Origin of the sequence: Streptomyces pseudovenezuelae (genome assembly GCF_029892565.1) — a bacterium.
Lineage (GTDB): Bacteria > Actinomycetota > Actinomycetes > Streptomycetales > Streptomycetaceae > Streptomyces > Streptomyces pseudovenezuelae_A.
In genome coordinates, this window is sequence record NZ_JARXVH010000003.1 from 257,305 (window position 1) to 276,922 (window position 19,618).

Below are 19,618 nucleotides of genomic sequence, written 5' to 3' on the forward strand. Positions count from 1 at the left end.
CCGAGGGGAGCCACCAATGACCAACCGCCGGTACCGACTAGGGGCCGTGCTGGCAGTCTTCGCGGCCGCGGTCGCCGCATGGCTGCCCGCCACGTCCGCCCAGGCCGCCGAGGCCGACGGCCCGGTCGTACGCATCCATCTCCAGGACGACAACCTGGGACTGCCTCTGCCGCCGAACACGTACGACCCGCCGCAGGTGAACTGGGGCCTGGACAACGACGGTCCGGGCACCGCGAAGGACGTCACCATCCGTGCGGACCTGAGCAACGTCATCGACTGGGTCACCCCGGACGCGACCGTGCCCGCCGACCACATCTACACCTGGCCCACCCGTGACGTCTCCGAAGGCCCGGGGGACGGCTCGCTCATCGGCCTGAGCGCCAAGCCCGGCACCCCGCTCGGCACCACCGGCACGGTCACCCTCAGCGGTACGTCCACCAACGGCACCGTGGTGCCCGTCACCGCGAAGGTGACCGTGGGCACCAACGACCTGACGGTCAATCAGCTGCCCACCCGCAAGGGCGACAAGCCCGGATCCACGATCGACACCCCGATCACGATCAGCAACGTCGGCACCCTGCCCTCCGACGGGGTCCAGCTGCGGATGCGCACCACCATCGGGCTCGCGTACGCGGAGCACTTCTCCAACTGCGTGTACTCCAAGGAGAGTCCGGACCCCTACGGCCTGACCGAGCAGGCGGTGTGCACGTTCGACACGGTCGTCGAGCCCGGCAAGAAGTACCGCCTTGACCAGCCGGTCGGGCTGGACGTGACCGAGCAGGCCCTGTTCGAGTACTTCAGCCACGAGGCCCTGCCCCTGTCCGGGCCCGGCTCCACCGCGCGGTCGGGGAACGGTCCCGTGCTCTCCCTCGTCGCCGACGGAGCCGCCGCCACCGACGGCACCGAGATCGACCGGCAGCACATCGACGCCGACAGCACCGCCGACATGGTCGCGGGCGGCGACACCGCCAAGGGCGAGCATGGCGACCTGGTGCACGTGACCGTCTCCCTCACCAACGAGGGCCCGGGCTGGGTCGGTTACAACGCCAGCGACGACCAGCCGGCGCTCATGTTCACCGTCCCCACCGGCGCCAAGGCCGTGGAGATCCCCGAGCACTGCAGCGTGTGGAACATCGACGGCCCCTCCGGCGAACAGACGCCGGGCGCACCGAAGTACATCTGCCAGTCGAGTCCGAGCGAGTTCACCGTCGGGGACAGCCGCAGCTTCGAGTTCGGTCTGCGGATCCGCGCGCACGCCAAGACCACCACCGGTGAGGCCAAGGCGACCACGGCATACGGCAGCATCATGGCGTTCGACCACAATCACGGCAACGACACCGCGGCGGTCACGGTCGAGGTCAAGGGCGGCGGCACCCCGTCGCCGAGCGCCTCGGCGTCCCCCGTGTCCGGGACCGGGACCGGCGGCAACAATCCCAGCACGCAGACCGTCTCCTCCGCCGACGACACCGGCACCGGCCCCCTCGCCTCCACCGGCAGCAGCGACGCCGTGCGCGTGGCCGCCGCCTGGGGCGCGGGCGCGCTGTTGCTCGGCGGCGGGCTGGTCGTCCTCGCCAGGCGCAGGAACTCGACGAGCATGAAGCCGTAGGCAGGAACTTCCAAGCAGCAACTCGTCAGCAGATCAGGGGTCTTCGGCGGGGCGTCGTCCCTCGCCGAAGACCTGATCGCGGTGGACGCGCCAACGGTCCATCATCAGCGAGATCTCACCGTCGATGAACTCGAAGAAGGCCTGGGTCTCGGCGAGCCGGCGGCCCGCGGGCGTGTCGGCGCCGAGGTTCTCGACGCCCTCGCGCAGCGCGTACGCCCACCGCTTGAGAATCGCCTCGCGGTTGGTCAGCGCCTCGTACCACTGGTCGCTGTGCACGCGGTAGCGCTCGCGCCGTGAGCCGGGTTCCCGCTCGCGCGAGACCATGTGCGTCTGGGACAGGTAGCGCACCGCCCCGGAGACCGCCGCCGGGCTGATCCGCAGCTGCTCGCCCAGCTCGGCCGAGGTCAGCACGCCGTCGTCGGAGGCCAGGAGCGCGGCGAAGACCCGGGCCGGCATCCGCTGCATCCCGGCCTCGACGAGCTGTGCCGCGAAGCCCTCCACGAACTTCGAGACCGCCTCCCGGTCCCTCCCTGCCTGATCCGTCATACCCACCACCCTATCCGGGCTTCATACGCTTCCTTAACTTCACAAATTTCTGAAAGAAGCGTACGTTCTGAACCATGACGAAGGCAATCACCGTCTCCGGACTGCACAAGTCGTTCGGCAGGACGCACGCCCTCACCGGCCTCGACCTGGACGTCGACACCGGCGAGGTGCACGGCTTCCTCGGCCCCAACGGCGCCGGCAAGTCCACCACCATCCGGGTCCTGCTCGGCCTGCTGCACGCCGACTCCGGCGCCGCGCAGGTCCTCGGCCGCGACCCGTGGGCGGACGCCGTGGAGATCCACCGCCGTATCGCGTACGTCCCCGGCGACGTGACCCTGTGGCGCAACCTCTCCGGCGGCGAGGTCATCGACCTCTACGGCCGTCTGCGCGGCGGACTCGACACCGGGCGCCGCGCCGAACTGATCGACCGCTTCGAGCTGGACCCCACCAAGAAGGGCCGCACCTACTCCAAGGGCAACCGGCAGAAGGTCGCCCTGGTCGCCGCGTTCGCGTCGGACGTGGACCTGCTGATCCTGGACGAGCCGACGTCGGGCCTGGACCCGTTGATGGAGGAGGTCTTCCAGCGCTGCGTGGAGGAGGAGCGGGACCGAGGCCGCACGATCCTCCTCTCGTCCCACATCCTCAGCGAGGTCGAGGAGTTGTGCGACCGGGTGAGCATCATCCGCAGCGGCCGCACGGTCGAGACGGGCTCGCTGGCCGACCTGCGCCACCTCACCCGCACCAGCGTGACGGCCGAACTGGCGGGCGAGCCCAACGGGTTGGCGTCCCTGCCCGGCGTGCACGACCTGGCCATCCAGCGAATTCAGAACAGCCAGGGCAAGCGGGTCCGGCTCCAGGTCGACAACAACGAACTGGACGCCGTCCTGCGGTCGTTGACCACATCGGGCGTCCGCTCGCTGACCTCGACGCCGCCGACGCTGGAGGAGCTGTTCCTGCGGCACTACCAGGATGCCGACGCCGACGCCGATACCGGTGAGGTGGCGGCCCGATGACGACGTTCACCGGCACCGGGGTCCTTCTCCGCTTCTCCCTGCGCCGGGACCGGGTGATGATCCCGGTGTGGGTGGCGGTGAACACCCTCATGGTGCTCTCCATCCCCAACACCCTGAAGAGCACGTACGGCACCGAGGCCGAGCGCACCGACCTCGTCCACCAGGTCGCCACCAACTCCTCCTTCCGCGCGCTGATCGGGCCCGTCTTCGACGACTCCCTCGGCGCCCTCACGGCCTGGCGCGTCGGCGTCTACGCGGGTGCGCTCGGCGCCGTCACCGCCCTCCTGGTCGTCGTACGCCACACCCGTGACGAGGAGGAGAGCGGCCGGCAGGAGCTGATCGCCTCCGGCGCGGTGGGGCGCAGGGCCTCGCTGACGGCGGCACTGCTGGCGGCGGCGGTCGCAAGTGCCGTACTGGGACTGCTGGTTGCGGCGGGCCTGGCCGGTCAGGGCGCCACCGGTGCGGTGGCCTTCGGTCTTGGCCTGGCGGCGGTGGGCATGCTCTTCGCCACGATGGCCGCGATCGTCGCGCAGCTGACGGAGAGCGCGCGCCTGACCCGGGGACTGACGGCGGGGGTCCTGGGCGGGGCCTTCGTACTGCGCGCGGCGGGCGACGCGGCGTCGACGGACGGCTCGTCGGTCCTCACCTGGCTCTCCCCACTCGGCTGGCTGGAGAACCTGCGCCCCTTTGCGGCCGAACGCTGGTGGGTACTGGGCCTGTTCGCGACGGCGGTCGCGCTACAGGGCACGGTGGCCTACGTGTTGGCGGGCCGCAGGGACGTGGGCATGAGCTTCCTGCCCACCCGCCCGGGCCCGCCGACCGGCTCTCTCGGCACGGCGGCCGCCCTGGCCTGGCGCCTGCAACGCGGCAGCGTCCTCGGCTGGTCGATCGGCTTCTTCCTGGCCGGGGTGATCTACGGCGGCCTCACCGACGGCGCGGCCGACCTGGTCGGCGACAACAAGCAGGCCCGCGAGATCTTCGAGCGGATGGGTGGCCAGAGCGGCATCACGGACGCGTTCCTCGCCTCGATGACCGGCATGCTGGGCCTGGTCGCCGCCCTCTACGTCGTCGCCTCCGTCCTGCGCCTGCACGGCGAGGAGACCTCCGGCCGCGCGGAACCCCTCCTGGCGAACGCGGTGGGCCGCGTGCGGTGGGCCTCCGGCCACTTGACGGTGGCCTTCGCCGGCTCCGTACTGATCATGCTGCTGGCGGGCCTGGGCTTCGCGGCGGGCTACGGCAAGGAGGTGGGGCCGATCCTGGGCGCGTGCGTCGTCCAGGTGGCGGGTGTGTGGGTGATCGGCGGCCTGACGGTCCTGCTCTATGGCCTGACCCCGCGCCTCGCCCCGGCGGCGTGGGGAGTCGCCGGAGCGGTCCTGCTGATCGGCTGGGTGGGCCCGGCACTGGACATCCCGCAGGCAGTCCTGGACGTCTCCCCCTTCGGGCATCTGCCGAAGTTGCCGGGTGGGGAGATGGAGTGGGGGCCGGTGCTGGTGCTGCTGGGTGTTGCCGTGGTGCTGGTGGGCGGAGGGCTGGCGGGGTTGCGGCGGCGGGACATGACGACCTGACGCAGGGCGCGAGAGCGGGTGATCACCGAACCTCGACGCTGAGCCCCTCCAACCCCCGGATCACGAAGTTCGGCTTACGGACCGGCTCCGCCGCCAGGCTCAGCGTCGGGGCCCTCTCCAGCAACGCCCCCATCGAAGCCGCCAGTTCGATGCGGGCCAGGGGTGCGCCGATGCAGTAGTGGATGCCGGCGGAGAAGGAGATGTGCGGGTTGTCCTTGCGGGTCAGGTCGAGGCGGTCCGGGTCCGTGAAGACGTCCGGGTCGTGGTTCGCCGAACCGAAGAGCATCGCGATCTCCGCGCCCCGGGGCACCGTCGTGCCGTCGATCTCGATGTCGTCGAGCACCCACCGCTCGAAGAGCTGGAGCGGGGTGTCGTAGCGCATCAACTCCTCGACGGCGGACGGGATCAGGGAGTGGTCGGCGCGGAGAGCGGCCAACTGCTCCGGGTGCCGGAACAACGCCCACCAACCATTCACCGTGGCGTTCACCGTCGCCTCGTGCCCCGCGTTCAGCAGGAGCACGCAGGTGGAGATCATCTCCTGCTCGGTGAGCCGGTCGCCCTCGTCGTGGGCCGCGATGAGGCCGGAGACGAGGTCGTCGCCGGGTTCCTTGCGGCGGGCGGCGATCAGTTCCAGCAGGTAGTCCGAGAACTCGACCGACGCGCGGACCGCCTTCGCCGCGGTCTCCTCGGACGGGCTCAGCTCGTACATCCCGCAGATGTCGGCCGACCAGGGGCGCAGGGGCGCGCGGTCCGACTCCGGGATGCCGAGCATCTCGGCGATCACGGCGACGGGGAGGGGTTCGGCGACATCGGTGAGCAGATCACCGCCGCCGCGTTGCACGAGCCCATCGACCAGTTCACCGGCCAACTGGCTCACGTACGGCTTGAGTTGCTCGACCGTGCGCGGGGTGAACGCCTTCGACACCAGGCGCCGGATCCGGGTGTGGTCCGGGGGCTCCAGGTCGAGCATGCCGTGATCGTTGAGGGTGTGGAAGGGCTCATGCGCCGCCGGGGGTGCCGTGCGGCCGAAGTCCTCGTGGGTGAAACGGTGTTGGTACGTCCGCCCGAGGCGCCGGTCGCGCAGCAGCGCCGAGACGTCCGCGTGCCGGGGCACCAGCCACTGGTCCGTGGGCTCGTAGTAGTGCACGCGGCCCCGGGAACGCAGTTCGGCGTAGGCGGGGTAGGGGTCGGCGAGGAACGCCGGGGCCCAGGGATCGAAGGCTGCCATACGCGGACATTAGATCGACGGCACCCATCCTGACCAGGGGGGTCGAGGTGTGCGGGGTGGCGTCGCCTGACTCCCTCTTGCCCCAACCTTTGTGTCCGGACTACCCGAAATACGCCATGTACATGGCACCATGAGCCCTTCGTTTGATCAGAGAGACATGCGGGGGATCCGTTGAGAAAGTGGCGAACAAGTGTCGGCACGGTGGCAGTTGCCCTCTTGGCCATGCTGGCCGCGGGCACGCCGGCGCAGGCCGCTCCGGGGGACGATCCCGGGCCGATCACCACCATCACCTCGGCGAGCGACCTGGCGAAGCTGACGTTGACCCAGCACCAGGTGCTGGATACGACGATCAGCAAGCTCGGCACTCACCTTGACAGCGTTGGTGTGGACGAGGTCCTCAAGAGTGCCAACCACCCGATGCGGAACAGGTCGTCGTGCCGGGCCACGGAGACCGGCGCGCTGCCCGTCCAGCCTGCCGCGTCGAACGCCTACTGCTGGGACACCGGCGACGACACCACCAGGGAGTTCCTGCCCCAGGGCCTGACCTCGTCCGGCGACGCCGACGACGACGGCCTGTGGGGCACCAACAAGGTGATCATCTCGGCGTGGGCGCACAACGACAGCACCGACTACTCCTGGCCGGAAGAGGACGGGCACCTGGCGCGGTTCGCGTTCATCGACGCGAACAACTCCAGCGCGTTCAAGTACCGCTGGGTGCTGCCGGTGATCCCGACCGAGGGCGGGGACAACTTCGCCAAGTTCGGCTCGCACGTGGGCGGGGCCGTCTGGTTCGGCGACAAGCTCCTCGTCACGGCGTACAACACCGACGGCAGCCACAACGCGCTGTACGTCTTCTCGATGGCGCACATCCTCCAGGCTTCGGTGAACGCCCACGAGATCGGCAAGGTCAGCGGCGGCTACTCGGCGCACGGCTACCAGTACATAATGCCCGCGATCGGCTCCTACAGCCTGGACGCGGACTGCGACTCGAGTTCCTCCGACAACCTGCCGTGCGTCGCCTCGATCACGCTGGATCGCAGCACCAGCCCGTTCACCATCGTGGCCAACGAGTGGTTCTCGTCCGGCGGCAGCACGCCCGCCCGGATCTTCCGCTACAAGCTCGCCGCGCCCGGCGGTGAGATGCCGCTGGTCACCTCCGGCGGCAAGGCGACCGTGTCGGAGGCCTTCAAGACCAAGGCGGTGGGGTTGCAGTCGGTACTCGCGCACGACAACGTCTTCTACGCCGACGACGCGCGCGGCGGCCGGGGCCAGCACGGCATCCTGTGGCAACTGAGGAACAGCACGACGACGTGGCGGGGTTGCAGCGGCACCGACTCGGAAAAGGCCTGCTGGGCCCAGCATGCCGAGGGTGCGTCCCTGTGGTGGAGCACCCAGCAGATGTGGTCCCAGACCGAGTGGGCGGCGGACGCCAACTCGCACTGGATCGATGACCCGATTCCGGAACGGGTGCTGTTCTCGGTGCCGTTGAACGGTTTCTGACGGAACGGCCGGGCCGACGGTAGCGTCTGCTCCATGACGACGGAATCACCGGCCCAGACCGTACAACGCCTGTTCCCACTGCTCGCCGAGGGCAAGAGCACGGAGGCGGCGGCCCTGTTCGCCGACTCCGTGTCCTTCTCGATCCCGCACCCGCCGGGCATTCCGTGGGTCCCTGAGGTCGACTCGGCCGACGACATGCGAACGTTCTTCGACCTGCTCCGGACCCACGTGCAGGCCAAGGAGTTCGACCTCCGCCAGGTCATCACCGACGGCGACGACGTGGTCCTCATCGGCCGCATGGTCTCCGAGATCAAGAAGACGGGCCGGGACATCGACACCGCGTTCGCCCTCCACACCACGGTCCAGGACGGCCGGATCACCCGCTACCACCTGTACGAGGACACGTACGCGGTCGCGAAGGCCTACTTCGACGAGTGACCGGCCTTGAGATGGTCGACGAGCGCGGTGAAGGAGGCGGTCGGGAAGGAGAGGGTGGCTCGGTTCGGGGCCTTGCTGTCGCGGACGGCTGTGCGCGCGGGGAGGGTGGCTATCTCGACGCAGGTGTCACCGTCGCCGCCGCTGGAGTACGTCGACTTCTGCCAGTTCATCAGAGTTCCTTCGCCAGTCGGTGAATGAAGTCCCGCGACGCCACCGGTTCCAGCGACGCGCTCTTCACCTTAAGGAACAGGGTGCGGAGCTTTTCCAACTGCGCTTCCGCATGGTCGAAACCGACGCCGGTGGGCGAGTCACGCAACCCGGTGTCCAGCCGGGGCACCGGACCGCCGAGGTACATCATCGATGCTCCGGCACCGGCGAAACCCACCTGGTCGACGGGGATGACACGCACGACGGCATGCCCCTCCTCGACCTGCTCCAGGATGCGGCGGAGTTGAGCAAGCGCAACGCCGCGATCCGCCACCAGGACACGCAGGGCGAACTCGTGGATGACCGTCTCGTACGGGGTGGGGTTGTCACCTTCGATGACAACGCGCCGGTTCAGCCGGTGCTCCACACGGATCTCCACCTCGCTCTCGGGAAGTTCGGGGCGCATGTACGCGTAGACCGCGCGGGCGTAGTCGGCGGTCTGTAGCAGCCCGGGAACGAGCGTGATCACGACCTCACGCAGGAACGTCGCATGGTGCTCGGCCTCGGCGGTGTCCAGGAACACCGGCGGCAACACTCCCCGGTACTCCTCCCACCACCCTCGCGTACGGTCGGTCGCCATCGCCACGAGGATGTCGATCAACGCCTCGTCCGTGCAGGCGCAGTGAGCCGCGAGACGCCGTACCCGTTCCTCGCTGACGCCGGCGAAGCCCAGCTCCACCTGGCTTATCTGGGCAGAGGTCGAACTCAGCAACTCGGCCAACTCGCGAGCCTTCAGCCCGGCCGCCTCACGCAGTCGACGCAGCTCGGTGCCCAGCCGCACCTGCCGAGCCGTGGCGTGACTCCTCGGCGCCATTCGCCCTCCTCAACAACCCTGCCGCGATGCCTCGTTCGGGCGTCAGGTTACGCCAACCAGTTGCGACAGGAATAATTATTGCTCTACCGTCGGTGACGCGACGCACACTCTGCGAAACCCCGGGGCACCGGAAGCGCACCGCACCGTCATGCCATGACGAGCGCGGCAATGCCACCGGCCACCCCTCTCAACTCCCCCCTCCCCCACAGGAGTCAGCCATGCCCGAGTCCGAAACCGAACCCGGATCCGACCCCTGGGAGTACTCCCTCTACATCCCCAACGACACCCGCGCCGTCACCGTCTGCCGCCGTACCGTCCGTCTGGTCCTCACCCTGCACGGCCTGATCGCCTTGGTCGACACAGCGGAGCTGCTCGCAGCCGAGTTGGTCTCCAATGCCGTACGCCATACCAAGGGCCCCGCCGCGCTACGGGTGCGCTGGGCGCCCGGTGTCCTTCAGGTCGGCGCATGGGACGCGGATCCCGAACCGCCTCCGCCCCCACGCCAGTTGGCAGAGCCCGCGGACCTCGCCGAGATGGAGAACGGCCGAGGCCTCCTCCTGGTCCGCACCTGCGCCGACCTCTGGGGCTGGCAGCCCCTGTCCAGGTTCGGCAACCGCGGCAAGTACGTGTGGTGCGAACTGGCGACGGCCTGAGGTCCCTACCCCGGCGTAACCAACCGCGCCTCATAAGCGAACACCGCCGCCTGCGTCCGGTCCCGCAGCCCCAGCTTCACCAGCACCCGGCTGACATGGGTCTTGATCGTCGACTCGGCCACCACCAGGCGCCCGGCGATCTCGGAGTTGGACAGGCCCTGGGCGATGAGGACCAGGACCTCCGTCTCGCGGTCGGTGAGGTCGCCGTAGGCCGCGTGAGCGGACGGCATCAGGCGCGGGGTGTCGGAGAGTTTGGAGAACTCGGTGATCAGGCGGCGGGTGACCGAGGGGGCGAGGAGGGCCTCGCCGGAGGCCACCACCCTTACGCCCTCGGCGAGTTGGTGGGCCGAGGCGTCCTTGAGGAGGAAGCCGGAGGCACCCGCGCGCAGCGCCTGGTAGACGTACTCGTCGAGGTCGAAGGTGGTCAGGACGAGGACCTTCGCGGTCGCGTCCGCCGCCACGATCTCCTTCGTCGCCTCGATGCCGTTCAGTTCGGGCATGCGGATGTCCATCAGGACGACGTCCGGGGCGAGTTCACGCACCCGCTGCACCGCCTCGCGGCCGTTCACCGCCTCCCCGACGACCTCGATGTCGGGCATGGCGTTCAACAGGACCGAGAAGCCCTCGCGCACCATCATCTGGTCGTCCGCGATCAGGACGCGGATGGTCATGCCTCCCCCTCGCCCTCGCCCAGCGCGGCGACCGGCACCGGCAGGAACACCGCCACCTCGTAGCCCCCGTCGGCCGTCGCGCCCGCCGTCATCTCGCCGTTCAGCATGGAGACGCGCTCACGCATGCCGGTGATGCCGTGGCCGGCGCCGGGCGAGGGCTTGACCAGGGAGGGCGCGGGCGGCGCCGCGTTGACGATCCGCACGCCGAGCCCGCCGAGGACGTATCCGATCTCCACCCGCGCGCTCGCGCCCGGCGCGTGTCGGAGGCTGTTGCTCAGCGCCTCCTGGACGATGCGGTACGCCGACAGCTCGACGCCCTGCGGGAGTTCGCGCACGGCTCCGGTGACGACCTTCTCGACGGACAGCCCGGCGTCGCGCACGTTGGCGAGCAGGCCGTCCAGGTCGGCGAGGGTGGGCTGCGGGGCGTCCGGGGCCTCGTAGTCCTCGGCGCGTACGACGCCCAGGACCCGGCGGAGTTCGGTCAGAGCCGCCACCGCGTTCTCCCTGATCGTGATGAACGCGCGCTCCAGTTCCGGCGGCGGGTTCTCCACCCGGTAGGGCGCGGCCTCGGCCTGGATGGCGACCACCGACATGTGATGCGCGACCACGTCGTGCAGCTCGCGGGCGATCGTCGTGCGCTCCTCCAGCAGCGTGCGCCGGGAGCGCTCGTGCGCGGTCACCGTCTGCTGCGCGGTCACCTCCTGCCAGGCCTCGCGGCGGATCTGCCAGACGGCGACACCGAGCAGGACCACGGCGGAGAGGAACAGCATCTGCGCGGTGTTCGAGCCGAAGGCATGGCCGCCTGCCAAGGTGCCGGCGCCGATGCCGTAGACGGCTGTGAGCGCCCACATCCAGGCGGCCGTGCGCGGACGGGTGCGTATCGCCACGATCGTGAGCACGAACAGGTGGCAGGCGAAGCTGCCGCCCCGCCACGGCCAGTCGTCGTTGAACTCGGTCGCCAGGGCGGTGGCGACCGGGGTCGCGGCCATGGACAGCCAGAACGCGCCGACCGGCCGCACCATGGTCAGCAGCACCGGCACCAGGGTGAGCAGGCCGAGGACCACGTTGCTGCCCGCGGGGCGGGCCTCGTCGTTCGTCGCGATGAACATCGCGAGCAGGCCGGCCGCGATGATCAGGGCGTGCGGGCTCCAGGCCGCGTACTCCCGCGCCCGGCCCCTCAGGCGCCGGGTCACCGGGCCGTAGGCGGCGGAGCGGGGCAGCGGGCGGAAGATGAAGGCGTCGTGGAACAGGTCCTGCCGCAGCCCCCGCAGGGCGTCCGCGGCCAGCCGGAACTCGGGGCTGCGCGCCGCCGCCCCGCCCGGCATCTTCGTCTGCGTCTGGGTCGTCTCGGTCACGGGAACAAACGTAAGCGTGCCCGGCGTCCCGGTCGTCACCAGCGAGGAGGGTCCTGCGACCTCCGTCTCAGGTACTACGGGCTCATCCTGTACGCGGGTACCGCACGCCACCCCCGGTGTGCGGGCCGGCTCAGAACGCCAGCTGCGCGATCTCCTCCGCCACCACCGCGCACGCGTCCGCCACCGGGTCGATGAGCGGGAAGTGGCCGACGTCCTCCAGGAGCGTGATGCCCACCACCTCGCCGGCCTTCGCCGCCGCGTCGGCGTACGCCTCGGCGACCGCCTGCGGGACGACGAGGTCGCTGCGGCCCTGGACCAGCGTGGTCGCGATGCCGGTGGGGAGCAGGAGAGCCGGGTCGGCGTACGGCCGGCGTTCCGCGAAGTGCTCCGCGCCGCCGAGGAGTTGGAGCGAGGCGTTGCCGCAGACGTCGAGCTTCTCGGCGACCTCGAAGTCGGCGATCGGGGCGAGGGCGACGACTCCGCGCAGCGTGGCGGAGGCGCCGGTGCGCCAGGGGGCGTCGGCCGGCAGGACGTGCCGGGACGCGGCCCACAGCGCCAGGTGACCGCCCGCCGAGTGGCCGGCCAGCACGGTACGGCGCGGGTCGGCCTGCGGCAGCGCCTCGCGGACCAGGCCGGGCAGCGCGTCCAGCGCGGCGGCGATGTCGTCGAAGGTGTCCGGCCAGCGCCCGGCGACCGGCCCCGCACCGCCCTGCGCGGGGAGCACGCTCCCCCGCCGGTACTCGACACTCGCCACCGCGAAGCCCCGGCGGGCCAGGAAGTCCGCGAAGGGCGAGAGGTGCCGGCGGTCGTACGGGGCCCGCCAGGCGCCGCCGTGCAGCACGACGACCAGCGGGGCGGGTACGCCGACGATCTGCTCGGCGCGCGGGGCGTAGAAGTCGATCACCTGATCGGGGTGGTCGCCGTACGTCCCGGTCGAGTCGGGGTCGACCGCCGGATGCGAGAAGGCCGACTCCTCCTCCGCGGCGGACCGGGATGCTGCGGCGTCGTCCGGCATGCTCCAACCTCTCAGCGACGAAGGGGGTTTACGTGGCGGACCAGGTGTGAAACAGGCCGTTGGCGGGGACGCTATCAGGCCCGTGACGTGCGTGGACACGCGGATGTCACGCTCGGTGAGGGATAAACGGTTCTGTACCGGACCCCCGCCGGGTCGCCGAGAGGTGGAGCGCCCGTTACCTGAGCACCTCCCCCAACACCCTTGCCGCCCGCTCGACATCGGCGAACCCGACGTACAACGGCGTGAAACCGAAACGGAGTACGTCGGGATGCCGGAAGTCGCCCACCACACCCCGCTCGATCAGCCGCTTCATCACGTCACCGGCATCCGCGCACCGCAGCGCCACCTGACTTCCGCGCTCCCCGTGCGCGACCGGCGTCAAGGACTCCACCCGCCCGTCCGGCGCGTACGCGGCCACGCACTCCAGGAAGAAGTCCGTCAGGGCAAGGGACTTGGCCCGCACCGCCTCGATCGAGACCCCGTCCCAGACCTCAAGGGCCGCCTCCAGGGCGAGCATGGAGAGGATGTCCGGGGTGCCGACCCGACCGCGAAGGGCGCCGTCGGCCGGCGTGAAGTCGCTGCGCATGCCGAAGGGCTCGACGTGGGAGTTCCAGCCGGGCAGCGGTGAGTCGAAGCGGTCCTGGAGGTCACCGCGCACATACAGGTACGCGGGTGAACCCGGGCCGCCGTTCAGGTACTTGTAGGTGCAGCCGACCGCGAGATCGACCCCGTACTCGTCCAGCCCCACCGGCAGCGCGCCCGCGCTGTGGCACAGGTCCCAGACCGAGACCGCGCCCGCCGCGTGCACCGCGGCCGTCAGCGCGGGCAGGTCGTGCAGTCGCCCGGTGCGGTAGTCGACGTGGTTGAGCAGCACGGCGGCGGTACGGCCGGACAGCGCGTCCGGCACTTGCGCCGGAGTCACCGGACGCAGCGTGCGACCCGTCATCCGGGCCGCCGACTCGGCGATGTAGCCGTCGGTCGGGAAGGTGGTCGCGTCGACCAGGATCTCGTCCCGGCCCTCCCCCGCCATCCGGACGGCCGCCACAAGCGCCTTGAAAACATTGACACTTGTCGAGTCGCCCACGACGATCTGGCCGGCCGCCGCCCCGACCAGCGGAGCGATCCGGTCGCCGATCCGCTCGGGCGCGGTCCACCAGCCGCTCTCGTCCCAGGACCGGATGCGCAGCTCGCCCCACTGCCGGCGCACGACGTCCTCGACCCGACCGGGGACCGCGGACGGCAGCGCGCCGAGGGAGTTCCCGTCCAGGTACACCACCTCGTCGAGGACGAACTGGCCGCGCACGCCCGCGAGTTCGTCACCGGCGTCCAGCTTCTCGGCCTTCGCGGCCTTCTCCGCCCGCACCGCGAACTCAGACATGGGACCTCGCCGTCCACAGCTCGGGGAACACGTTCTTGCGGGCGCGCTTCTCCAGCCAGGCGACGCCGGCCGAGCCGCCGGTGCCCATCTTGGAGCCCATCGCGCGGCGGGTGGCGACCAGGTGGTCGTTGCGCCATCGCCACACCAGCTCGCCCACGTCGGTCAGCGCCTCGCCGAGGCGGGCCACCTCGTCGCCCGCGTCGCCGGAGTAGACGGCGGCCCAGGCGGCCTCGACGGCGTCCGAGGGCTCGTAGCGCAGGGAGACGTCACGTTCGAGGACGGCGGCGGGCAGGTCGTGCCCGCGCCGCGCGAGCAGCCGTACGACCTCGTCGTACAGGCTCGGCTCGTGCAGCGCCTTCTCCAGTTCCGCGTGGACCCGCGGAGCGCCCCGGTGCGGGACCAGCATGGAGGCGGACTTGTCGCCGAGCAGGAACTCCATGCGGCGGTACATCGCCGACTGGAAGCCGGAGCCCTCGCCGAGGGCGGCGCGGTAGGAGTTGAACTGGGCCGGGGTCAGCTGGCCGAGCGGCTTCCAGGAGGCGTTCAGCGCCTCCAGCTCCCGCACGGAACGCTTCAGCGCGTCGATGGCGACCGGCACCCGGTCCTCGCGCAGCGCCTTCGCCGCCGTCTCCCACTCGTGGACGATCACCGTGAACCACAGCTCCATCACCTGGGTGGTGACCAGGAAGACCATCTCACCGGGATCGTCGGAGAGGGTGTGCTGGAGGTGGGTGAGCACGTCCGCCTTGACGTAGTCCTCGTACGGAGTGGTGTTCTGGAAGTCGAGATGCGGAGTCTCGGGCTCTTGGGTGTCCTGAGCCTCGTGGGACATCGCTGTCTCCTGTTGTGCTCCGGGTAGCGGTCCGCCCCTGCCGATGCCGACACGGGGGCCCCGGTCCCCACCCGCATCCTCCACAATCGCCCCCCGTCACGGCAACCCCGGCCGGCGGCGGTGGCAGACTTCCCCCATGACCACCCACACGAACCTGCTCGGCGGCCCCGACCCCACGCTCCTGCCCGCCGACGAGGCGGCCTACCGCCTGCTGGACGAGGAGTCCCTCGCCCCCGCCGAGGTCGCCGCGCAGCACCCCACCTTCTCGCTCGCCTGGGCGCTGCTGGCCGAGGACGCGTTCACGGGCGGCCGGGTGATCGAGTCCTACGCGTACGCCCGTACCGGCTACCACCGCGGTCTCGACGCCCTGCGCCGCAGCGGCTGGAAGGGCCACGGCCCGATCCCCTGGACCCACCGCCCCAACCAGGGCTTCCTGCGCTGCCTCGCCGCCCTCGCCCGTGCCGCCGAGTCGATCGACGAGAAGGAGGAGTCGGAGCGCTGCCGCCAGTTCCTGCGCGACAGCGACCCGCAGGCCTTCACGGAACTGCTGGGCTGAACGAGCGGGTCCACCGGTCCGCGGGTCAGGAAATCCTCCCCGCGTTCCGGTCCGCCTCCAGCGGCGGAGCCAGCACATTGCCGTGCGTACGGCATTCCGGGCGGCGGCAGTCCGGCGGTGGGCGGCGGACGGTCGTGAAGGCGATCACCGCGCCGACCGCCAGGATCGCCGTGCAAAGGATCATCGCGTGGTGGAAGGCGTCGTCGAAGGCGGTCGCCGAGCGGTAGGCCTCCGGGCCCATGCCGGCCAGCAGCGGCAGCGCGGCGACCGAGATCAGGCCGGCCGCGCGGGCCGCCGCGTTGTTGATGCCGCTGGCCAGGCCCGCCCGCGCGACGTCGACGGAGGCCAGCACCGTCGCGGTCAGCGGGGCGACCAGGGTGACCATGCCGAGGCCCAGGACCAGCAGGGCCGGCAGGACGTCGGCGAGGTAGGAGGCGTCCGGCCCCACCCGCAGCATCAGCAGCATGCCCGCCCCGCACAGCAGCGGGCCGACCGTGAGCGGGATGCGGGGGCCGATGCGGTCGGCGAGGGCGCCCGAGCGGGCGGAGAGCAGCAGCATCAGGACGGTCGTGGGCAGCAGCGCCGTACCGGCGGCCAGGGCCGACCAGCCGACCGCGACCTGGAGTTCGAGGGCGGCCAGGAAGAAGAAGCCGCTGAAGCCCGCGTACACGCACAGGGTGACCAGGTTGACCGCCGTGAACTGGCGGGAGCCGAAGATGTCCAGCGGCATCATCGGATCCGGTCTGCGCTTCTCCACCAGGACGAAGGCGACGCCCGCCGCCACCCCGGCGACCGCAGTGACGGCCACGACGAGCGACCCCTCGCGGGCCTCGATCAGCGCGTACGTCACCAGCGCCAGGGCGATGGCTCCCAGGGCCGCGCCGAGCACGTCGAAGCGCCCGTGGCTGCGGCCGTCCATCGACTCCGGCACATGGCGGACCGCGATCGGCGCACAGAGCAGCGCCAGCGGCACGTTGATCAGGAACACCCAGCGCCAGCCGGGCCCGTCCACCAGCCAGCCGCCCAGGAACGGACCCACGGCGGCGCCGACACCGCCGAAACCTGACCACAGGCCGACCGCCCGGGCCCGGTCGTCGGGGTGGAAGGAGGCCTGGATGAGGGCCAGCGAGCCGGGGGTGAGGAGTGCGCCGCCGATGCCCTGCAGGGCACGCGCGGCGACCAGGATGCCGACGTTCGGGGCCAGACCGCACAGCAGGGAGGCGGTCGCGAACCAGACGACACCGATCACGAAGATCTTGCGGCGCCCGTAGTGGTCGCCGAGCGAGCCGCCGAGCAGGATCAGGCCGGCCAGCGTGAGCATGTACGCGTTGACCGTCCACTGCAGCGCCGCCAGATCGGCGTCCAGATCGCGGCCGATGCGGGGCAGGGCGACATTGACGACGGTCGAGTCCACCATGGCCATGCTGGAGCCGAGCACGGTGGTGAGCAGGATCCACTTGCCTTGGGGCGAGGCCAGCCGCACATCGGACATGCCCTAGGTATACAGCGAGCCCGGCGCCGTAGACAGCGCCGGGCTCGTCGCGAAACGCCGGGTTACTTGATCTTCGTACCCGTGGAACGCAGGTTCCCGCAGGCCTCGGTGACGCGCTTGGCCATCGACGCCTCGGCGAGCTTGCCCCAGGTGCGCGGGTCGTAGGTCTTCTTGGAGCCGACCTCGCCGTCGACCTTCAGGACACCGTCGTAGTTGCGGAACATGTGGTCCGCGACCGGGCGCGTGAACGCGTACTGGGTGTCCGTGTCGAGGTTCATCTTCACCACGCCGTTCTCCAGCGCGGTGGCGATCTCCTCCGCCGTGGAGCCGGAGCCGCCGTGGAAGACGAAGTTGAACGGCTTGCTGCCGGCCGGCTGACCGTACTTAGCGGCCACGCCCTCGTTCAGCTCCTTGAGCAGCTCGGGGCGCAGGACGACGTTGCCCGGCTTGTACACGCCGTGCACGTTGCCGAACGACGCGGCCAGCAGGTAGCGGCCCTTCTCGCCCAGGCCCAGCGCCTCGACCGTACGGATCGCGTCCTCGACCGTGGTGTAGAGGTTGTCGTTGATCTCGTGCGAGACGCCGTCCTCCTCGCCGCCGGTCGGGGTGATCTCGACCTCAAGGATGATCTTCGCGGCGGCGGCGCGGGCCAGCAGCTCCTGCGCGATGGACAGGTTGTCGGCGAGGGTCTCCGCCGAGCCGTCCCACATGTGCGACTGGAACAGCGGGTTGCCGCCGGCCTTCACGCGCTCCTCGGAGACGGCGAGCAGCGGACGGACGTACCCGTCGAGCTTGTCCTTGGGGCAGTGGTCCGTGTGCAGCGCGACCGTGACCGGGTACTTCTCGGCGACGATGTGCGCGAACTCGGCCAGGGCCACGGAACCCAGGACCATCTCCTTGCTGTACTGGCCGCCCAGGAACTCGGCGCCACCCGTGGAGATCTGGACGATGCCGTCGCTCTCGGCCTCCGCGAAGCCGCGCAGCGCCGCGTGCAGGGTCTGGGTCGAGGTGACGTTGATGGCCGGGTAGGCGAACTTGCCTGCCTTCGCCCGGTCGAGCATCTCGTTGTAGACCTCGGGGGTTGCGATGGGCATCTGTCCGCTCCTTGGTATGTGCGGGTTGGCGTACTGGGTGCGTCCTACGGCCCTGACCCAGGGCCTGTCCGGCGGATCATGTCGGCGTCGCGGGGTCTGGCACGCACATCTGCCGCGTTGTCGTCGGTTGTCGACGCTCCTCGTAGCCACCTGATCCGCCGGACAGGCCCTAGACCTCGGGAGTGACGTCATCGTCGTCCCCATCTTTCCAGACGTCCGGCCCGGTCAGTCCAGGCCCAGGTCGTCCTTGGAGTACGCGTACAAGTACGGCACCCCCGCGCCCTGCTCGATCTTCTCCGCGGCGCCGGTCGCGCGGTCCACGATCGTCACCACCGCGACGACCTCGGCGCCCGCCTCACGTACCGCCTCGACGGCGGTCAGCGGGGAGTCGCCGGTGGTGGAGGTGTCCTCGACGACCACCACCCGACGGCCCGCGATGTCAGGCCCCTCGACCCGCCGCTGCATGCCGTGCGCCTTCGCCGCCTTGCGTACGACGAAGGCGTCGACCTTCTTCCCGCGGGCGGCGGCCGCGTGCAGGACGGCACCCGCGACCGGGTCGGCGCCCATGGTCAGCCCGCCCACCGCGTCGAATTCGAGGTCGGCGGTCAGGTCCAGCAGCACCTGGCCCACCAGCGGGGCGGCCTCGCCGTCGAGGGTGACGCGGCGCAGGTCGACGTAGTAGTCCGCCTCCAGCCCCGACGACAGGGTCACCTTGCCGTGCACCACGGCCTTGTCCTTGATCTGCTGCAGCAGCGCGCCACGTACGTCCGTCATACCGGCCAGCTTAGAGGCGGCGCCAGGCCCAGGTCATGGTGGCTTCGAGCGGCTCCAGCGGTGTGACGAGACGGGGCCGGCTGTTCAGCCCGTCGGGCGGCCCGGTCTGCGGCTCCACACAGACGGCGGCCTCCTGCTCGTCGTACACGACGACCCACTCCTCCGGGCTGCCCACCTTCAGCTCCAGCTGACCCGGCCAGGTGAGCGTGACGTCGACGCCGTCGGGCATCCCGAAGCAGTCGTCCCAGGGCCCGGGCCGCGGCTCGATCCGGTTGCCGGTGGGCAGATGGTCCTCGCCGCGCTCCTCCTGCCAGGTGGGCGCGAAGTCGACCCGCACGTCCTCGCCGCCGAGGTTCCGGTTGAACCACGGGTGCCAGCCGATCTGCGCCGGGAAGGAGGAGTCGTGCGCCTCCACGGCCATGGTCAGCGTGAGGGAGTCCGGCGTGAGGTCCAGCTGGTGGGTGACGCGACCGGGCCAGGGCCAGGGCTCCACCAGGTCGTACGTGATCACCGCCGCGTCGGCGCTCGTGCGGGCCACGCGCCAGGCGCCGTCGCGGACGGTGCCGTGGATGGCGTGCGGTGGGGAGTTGAGGGGCATCTGGTGGACGGTGCCGCCGTTGCGGAACCGGCCGTCCCTGGTGCGGCCGCACCAGGGAACCATCGGGAAACAGCCGAACCGCTCGCCCTGGCGCAGCAGTTCGACGCCGCCGACGCGAAGCCCGCCCACCCGGCCGCCGTTGCCCGGCTGCACGGTCACCTCCGCGTCGCCCGCGGTCAGCGTGATGTCTTCGTTGCTCACGGGATGACAGTACTGGGGTGATCGCGGAGACCGAAGGCAGTGGTGCAGACCTCTCGGACTGTCGGGCCTTTCGGCCCGATCA

General features: G+C 70.6%; 20 protein-coding genes. 7 read left to right on the forward strand and 13 right to left on the reverse strand.

What is annotated here, in order from left to right; all coding sequences use genetic code 11:
* Positions 1-16 precede the first annotated feature (16 nt).
* On the forward strand, positions 17-1,606 hold the full coding sequence (locus M2283_RS10145) for an LPXTG cell wall anchor domain-containing protein (RefSeq protein ID WP_280875798.1): 1,590 nt from the start codon (positions 17-19) through the stop codon (positions 1,604-1,606).
* Between the two features lie 33 nt (positions 1,607-1,639).
* On the opposite strand, the gene M2283_RS10150 is transcribed toward M2283_RS10145, so the two are convergent.
* Positions 1,640-2,152, reverse strand: coding sequence for a GbsR/MarR family transcriptional regulator (locus M2283_RS10150; RefSeq protein ID WP_280875799.1), 513 nt, complete (start codon positions 2,150-2,152; stop codon positions 1,640-1,642).
* Between the two features lie 74 nt (positions 2,153-2,226).
* Between M2283_RS10150 and M2283_RS10155 the strand changes: the two genes are divergently transcribed.
* Together M2283_RS10155 and M2283_RS10160 are read left to right on the forward strand one after the other, a co-directional pair.
* Entirely contained in the window at positions 2,227-3,165 is a 939-nt protein-coding gene (locus tag M2283_RS10155; protein WP_280875800.1) for an ABC transporter ATP-binding protein, read from the forward strand.
* Complete coding sequence (locus tag M2283_RS10160; RefSeq protein ID WP_280875801.1) at positions 3,162-4,730, forward strand: ABC transporter permease; 1,569 nt, start codon at positions 3,162-3,164, stop codon at positions 4,728-4,730. Before M2283_RS10155 ends, M2283_RS10160 begins: the two co-directional genes overlap by 4 nt.
* Before the next feature lie 22 nt (positions 4,731-4,752).
* Here M2283_RS10160 and M2283_RS10165 read toward each other — a convergent pair whose 3' ends face one another.
* Positions 4,753-5,958 (reverse strand): cytochrome P450, encoded by a 1,206-nt coding sequence (locus tag M2283_RS10165; protein WP_280875802.1) that lies wholly within the window; start codon positions 5,956-5,958, stop codon positions 4,753-4,755.
* 201 nt (positions 5,959-6,159) lie between these two features.
* On the opposite strand from M2283_RS10165, the gene M2283_RS10170 reads away from it, so the two are divergent.
* Positions 6,160-7,458, forward strand: a complete 1,299-nt coding sequence (locus tag M2283_RS10170; RefSeq protein WP_280875803.1) for a hypothetical protein — start codon at positions 6,160-6,162, stop codon at positions 7,456-7,458.
* 33 nt (positions 7,459-7,491) lie between these two features.
* Positions 7,492-7,896, forward strand: coding sequence for a nuclear transport factor 2 family protein (locus M2283_RS10175; RefSeq protein WP_280875804.1), 405 nt, complete (start codon positions 7,492-7,494; stop codon positions 7,894-7,896).
* Here M2283_RS10175 and M2283_RS10180 read toward each other — a convergent pair.
* Both M2283_RS10180 and M2283_RS10185 read right to left on the reverse strand, forming a co-directional pair.
* Positions 7,881-8,066: a DUF397 domain-containing protein gene (locus M2283_RS10180; protein ID WP_280875805.1), complete on the reverse strand. Its 186-nt coding sequence runs from the start codon at positions 8,064-8,066 to the stop codon at positions 7,881-7,883. The two genes, M2283_RS10175 and M2283_RS10180, sit on opposite strands and share 16 nt — an antisense overlap.
* The gene (locus M2283_RS10185) at positions 8,066-8,917 is read right to left on the reverse strand and encodes a helix-turn-helix domain-containing protein (protein ID WP_280875806.1); all 852 of its coding nucleotides are present in this window, start codon (positions 8,915-8,917) and stop codon (positions 8,066-8,068) included. The genes M2283_RS10180 and M2283_RS10185 overlap by 1 nt, the downstream gene beginning before the upstream one ends.
* A 218-nt stretch (positions 8,918-9,135) precedes the next feature.
* On the opposite strand from M2283_RS10185, the gene M2283_RS10190 reads away from it, so the two are divergent.
* Entirely contained in the window at positions 9,136-9,570 is a 435-nt protein-coding gene (locus tag M2283_RS10190) for an ATP-binding protein (RefSeq protein ID WP_280875807.1), read from the forward strand.
* A gap of 5 nt (positions 9,571-9,575) precedes the next feature.
* Here M2283_RS10190 and M2283_RS10195 read toward each other — a convergent pair whose 3' ends face one another.
* The 5 genes from M2283_RS10195 to M2283_RS10215 all read right to left on the reverse strand — a co-directional run bounded on the left by M2283_RS10195 (position 9,576) and on the right by M2283_RS10215 (position 14,821).
* Complete coding sequence (locus M2283_RS10195) at positions 9,576-10,241, reverse strand: response regulator transcription factor (RefSeq protein ID WP_280875808.1); 666 nt, start codon at positions 10,239-10,241, stop codon at positions 9,576-9,578.
* Entirely contained in the window at positions 10,238-11,596 is a 1,359-nt protein-coding gene (locus M2283_RS10200; protein ID WP_280875809.1) for a sensor histidine kinase, read from the reverse strand. The genes M2283_RS10195 and M2283_RS10200 overlap by 4 nt, the downstream gene beginning before the upstream one ends.
* Before the next feature lie 130 nt (positions 11,597-11,726).
* Positions 11,727-12,611 carry an alpha/beta hydrolase gene (locus tag M2283_RS10205; RefSeq protein WP_280875810.1) on the reverse strand — a complete coding sequence of 295 codons (885 nt, stop codon included), beginning with the start codon at positions 12,609-12,611 and terminating at the stop codon, positions 11,727-11,729.
* A 175-nt stretch (positions 12,612-12,786) separates the two neighbouring features.
* Positions 12,787-13,989, reverse strand: a complete 1,203-nt coding sequence (gene kynU / locus M2283_RS10210; protein ID WP_280875811.1) for a kynureninase — start codon at positions 13,987-13,989, stop codon at positions 12,787-12,789.
* Positions 13,982-14,821 (reverse strand): tryptophan 2,3-dioxygenase family protein, encoded by an 840-nt coding sequence (locus M2283_RS10215; RefSeq protein ID WP_280875812.1) that lies wholly within the window; start codon positions 14,819-14,821, stop codon positions 13,982-13,984. Before M2283_RS10215 ends, kynU begins: the two co-directional genes overlap by 8 nt.
* A 136-nt stretch (positions 14,822-14,957) precedes the next feature.
* On the opposite strand from M2283_RS10215, the gene M2283_RS10220 reads away from it, so the two are divergent.
* On the forward strand, positions 14,958-15,377 hold the full coding sequence (locus M2283_RS10220; protein ID WP_280875813.1) for a DUF3151 domain-containing protein: 420 nt from the start codon (positions 14,958-14,960) through the stop codon (positions 15,375-15,377).
* 25 nt (positions 15,378-15,402) lie between these two features.
* Here M2283_RS10220 and M2283_RS10225 read toward each other — a convergent pair whose 3' ends face one another.
* The 4 genes from M2283_RS10225 to M2283_RS10240 form a co-directional block, all read right to left on the reverse strand.
* A complete protein-coding gene (locus M2283_RS10225) occupies positions 15,403-16,869 on the reverse strand; it encodes an MFS transporter (protein WP_280875814.1) in 1,467 nt (488 codons plus the stop codon).
* 62 nt (positions 16,870-16,931) lie between these two features.
* Positions 16,932-17,963, reverse strand: a complete 1,032-nt coding sequence (gene fbaA, locus M2283_RS10230; RefSeq protein WP_280875815.1) for a class II fructose-bisphosphate aldolase — start codon at positions 17,961-17,963, stop codon at positions 16,932-16,934.
* A gap of 225 nt (positions 17,964-18,188) precedes the next feature.
* On the reverse strand, positions 18,189-18,737 hold the full coding sequence (gene pyrE, locus M2283_RS10235) for an orotate phosphoribosyltransferase (RefSeq protein ID WP_280875816.1): 549 nt from the start codon (positions 18,735-18,737) through the stop codon (positions 18,189-18,191).
* Between the two features lie 10 nt (positions 18,738-18,747).
* On the reverse strand, positions 18,748-19,536 hold the full coding sequence (locus tag M2283_RS10240; protein WP_280875817.1) for an aldose 1-epimerase: 789 nt from the start codon (positions 19,534-19,536) through the stop codon (positions 18,748-18,750).
* Between the last annotated feature and the right edge of the window lie 82 nt (positions 19,537-19,618).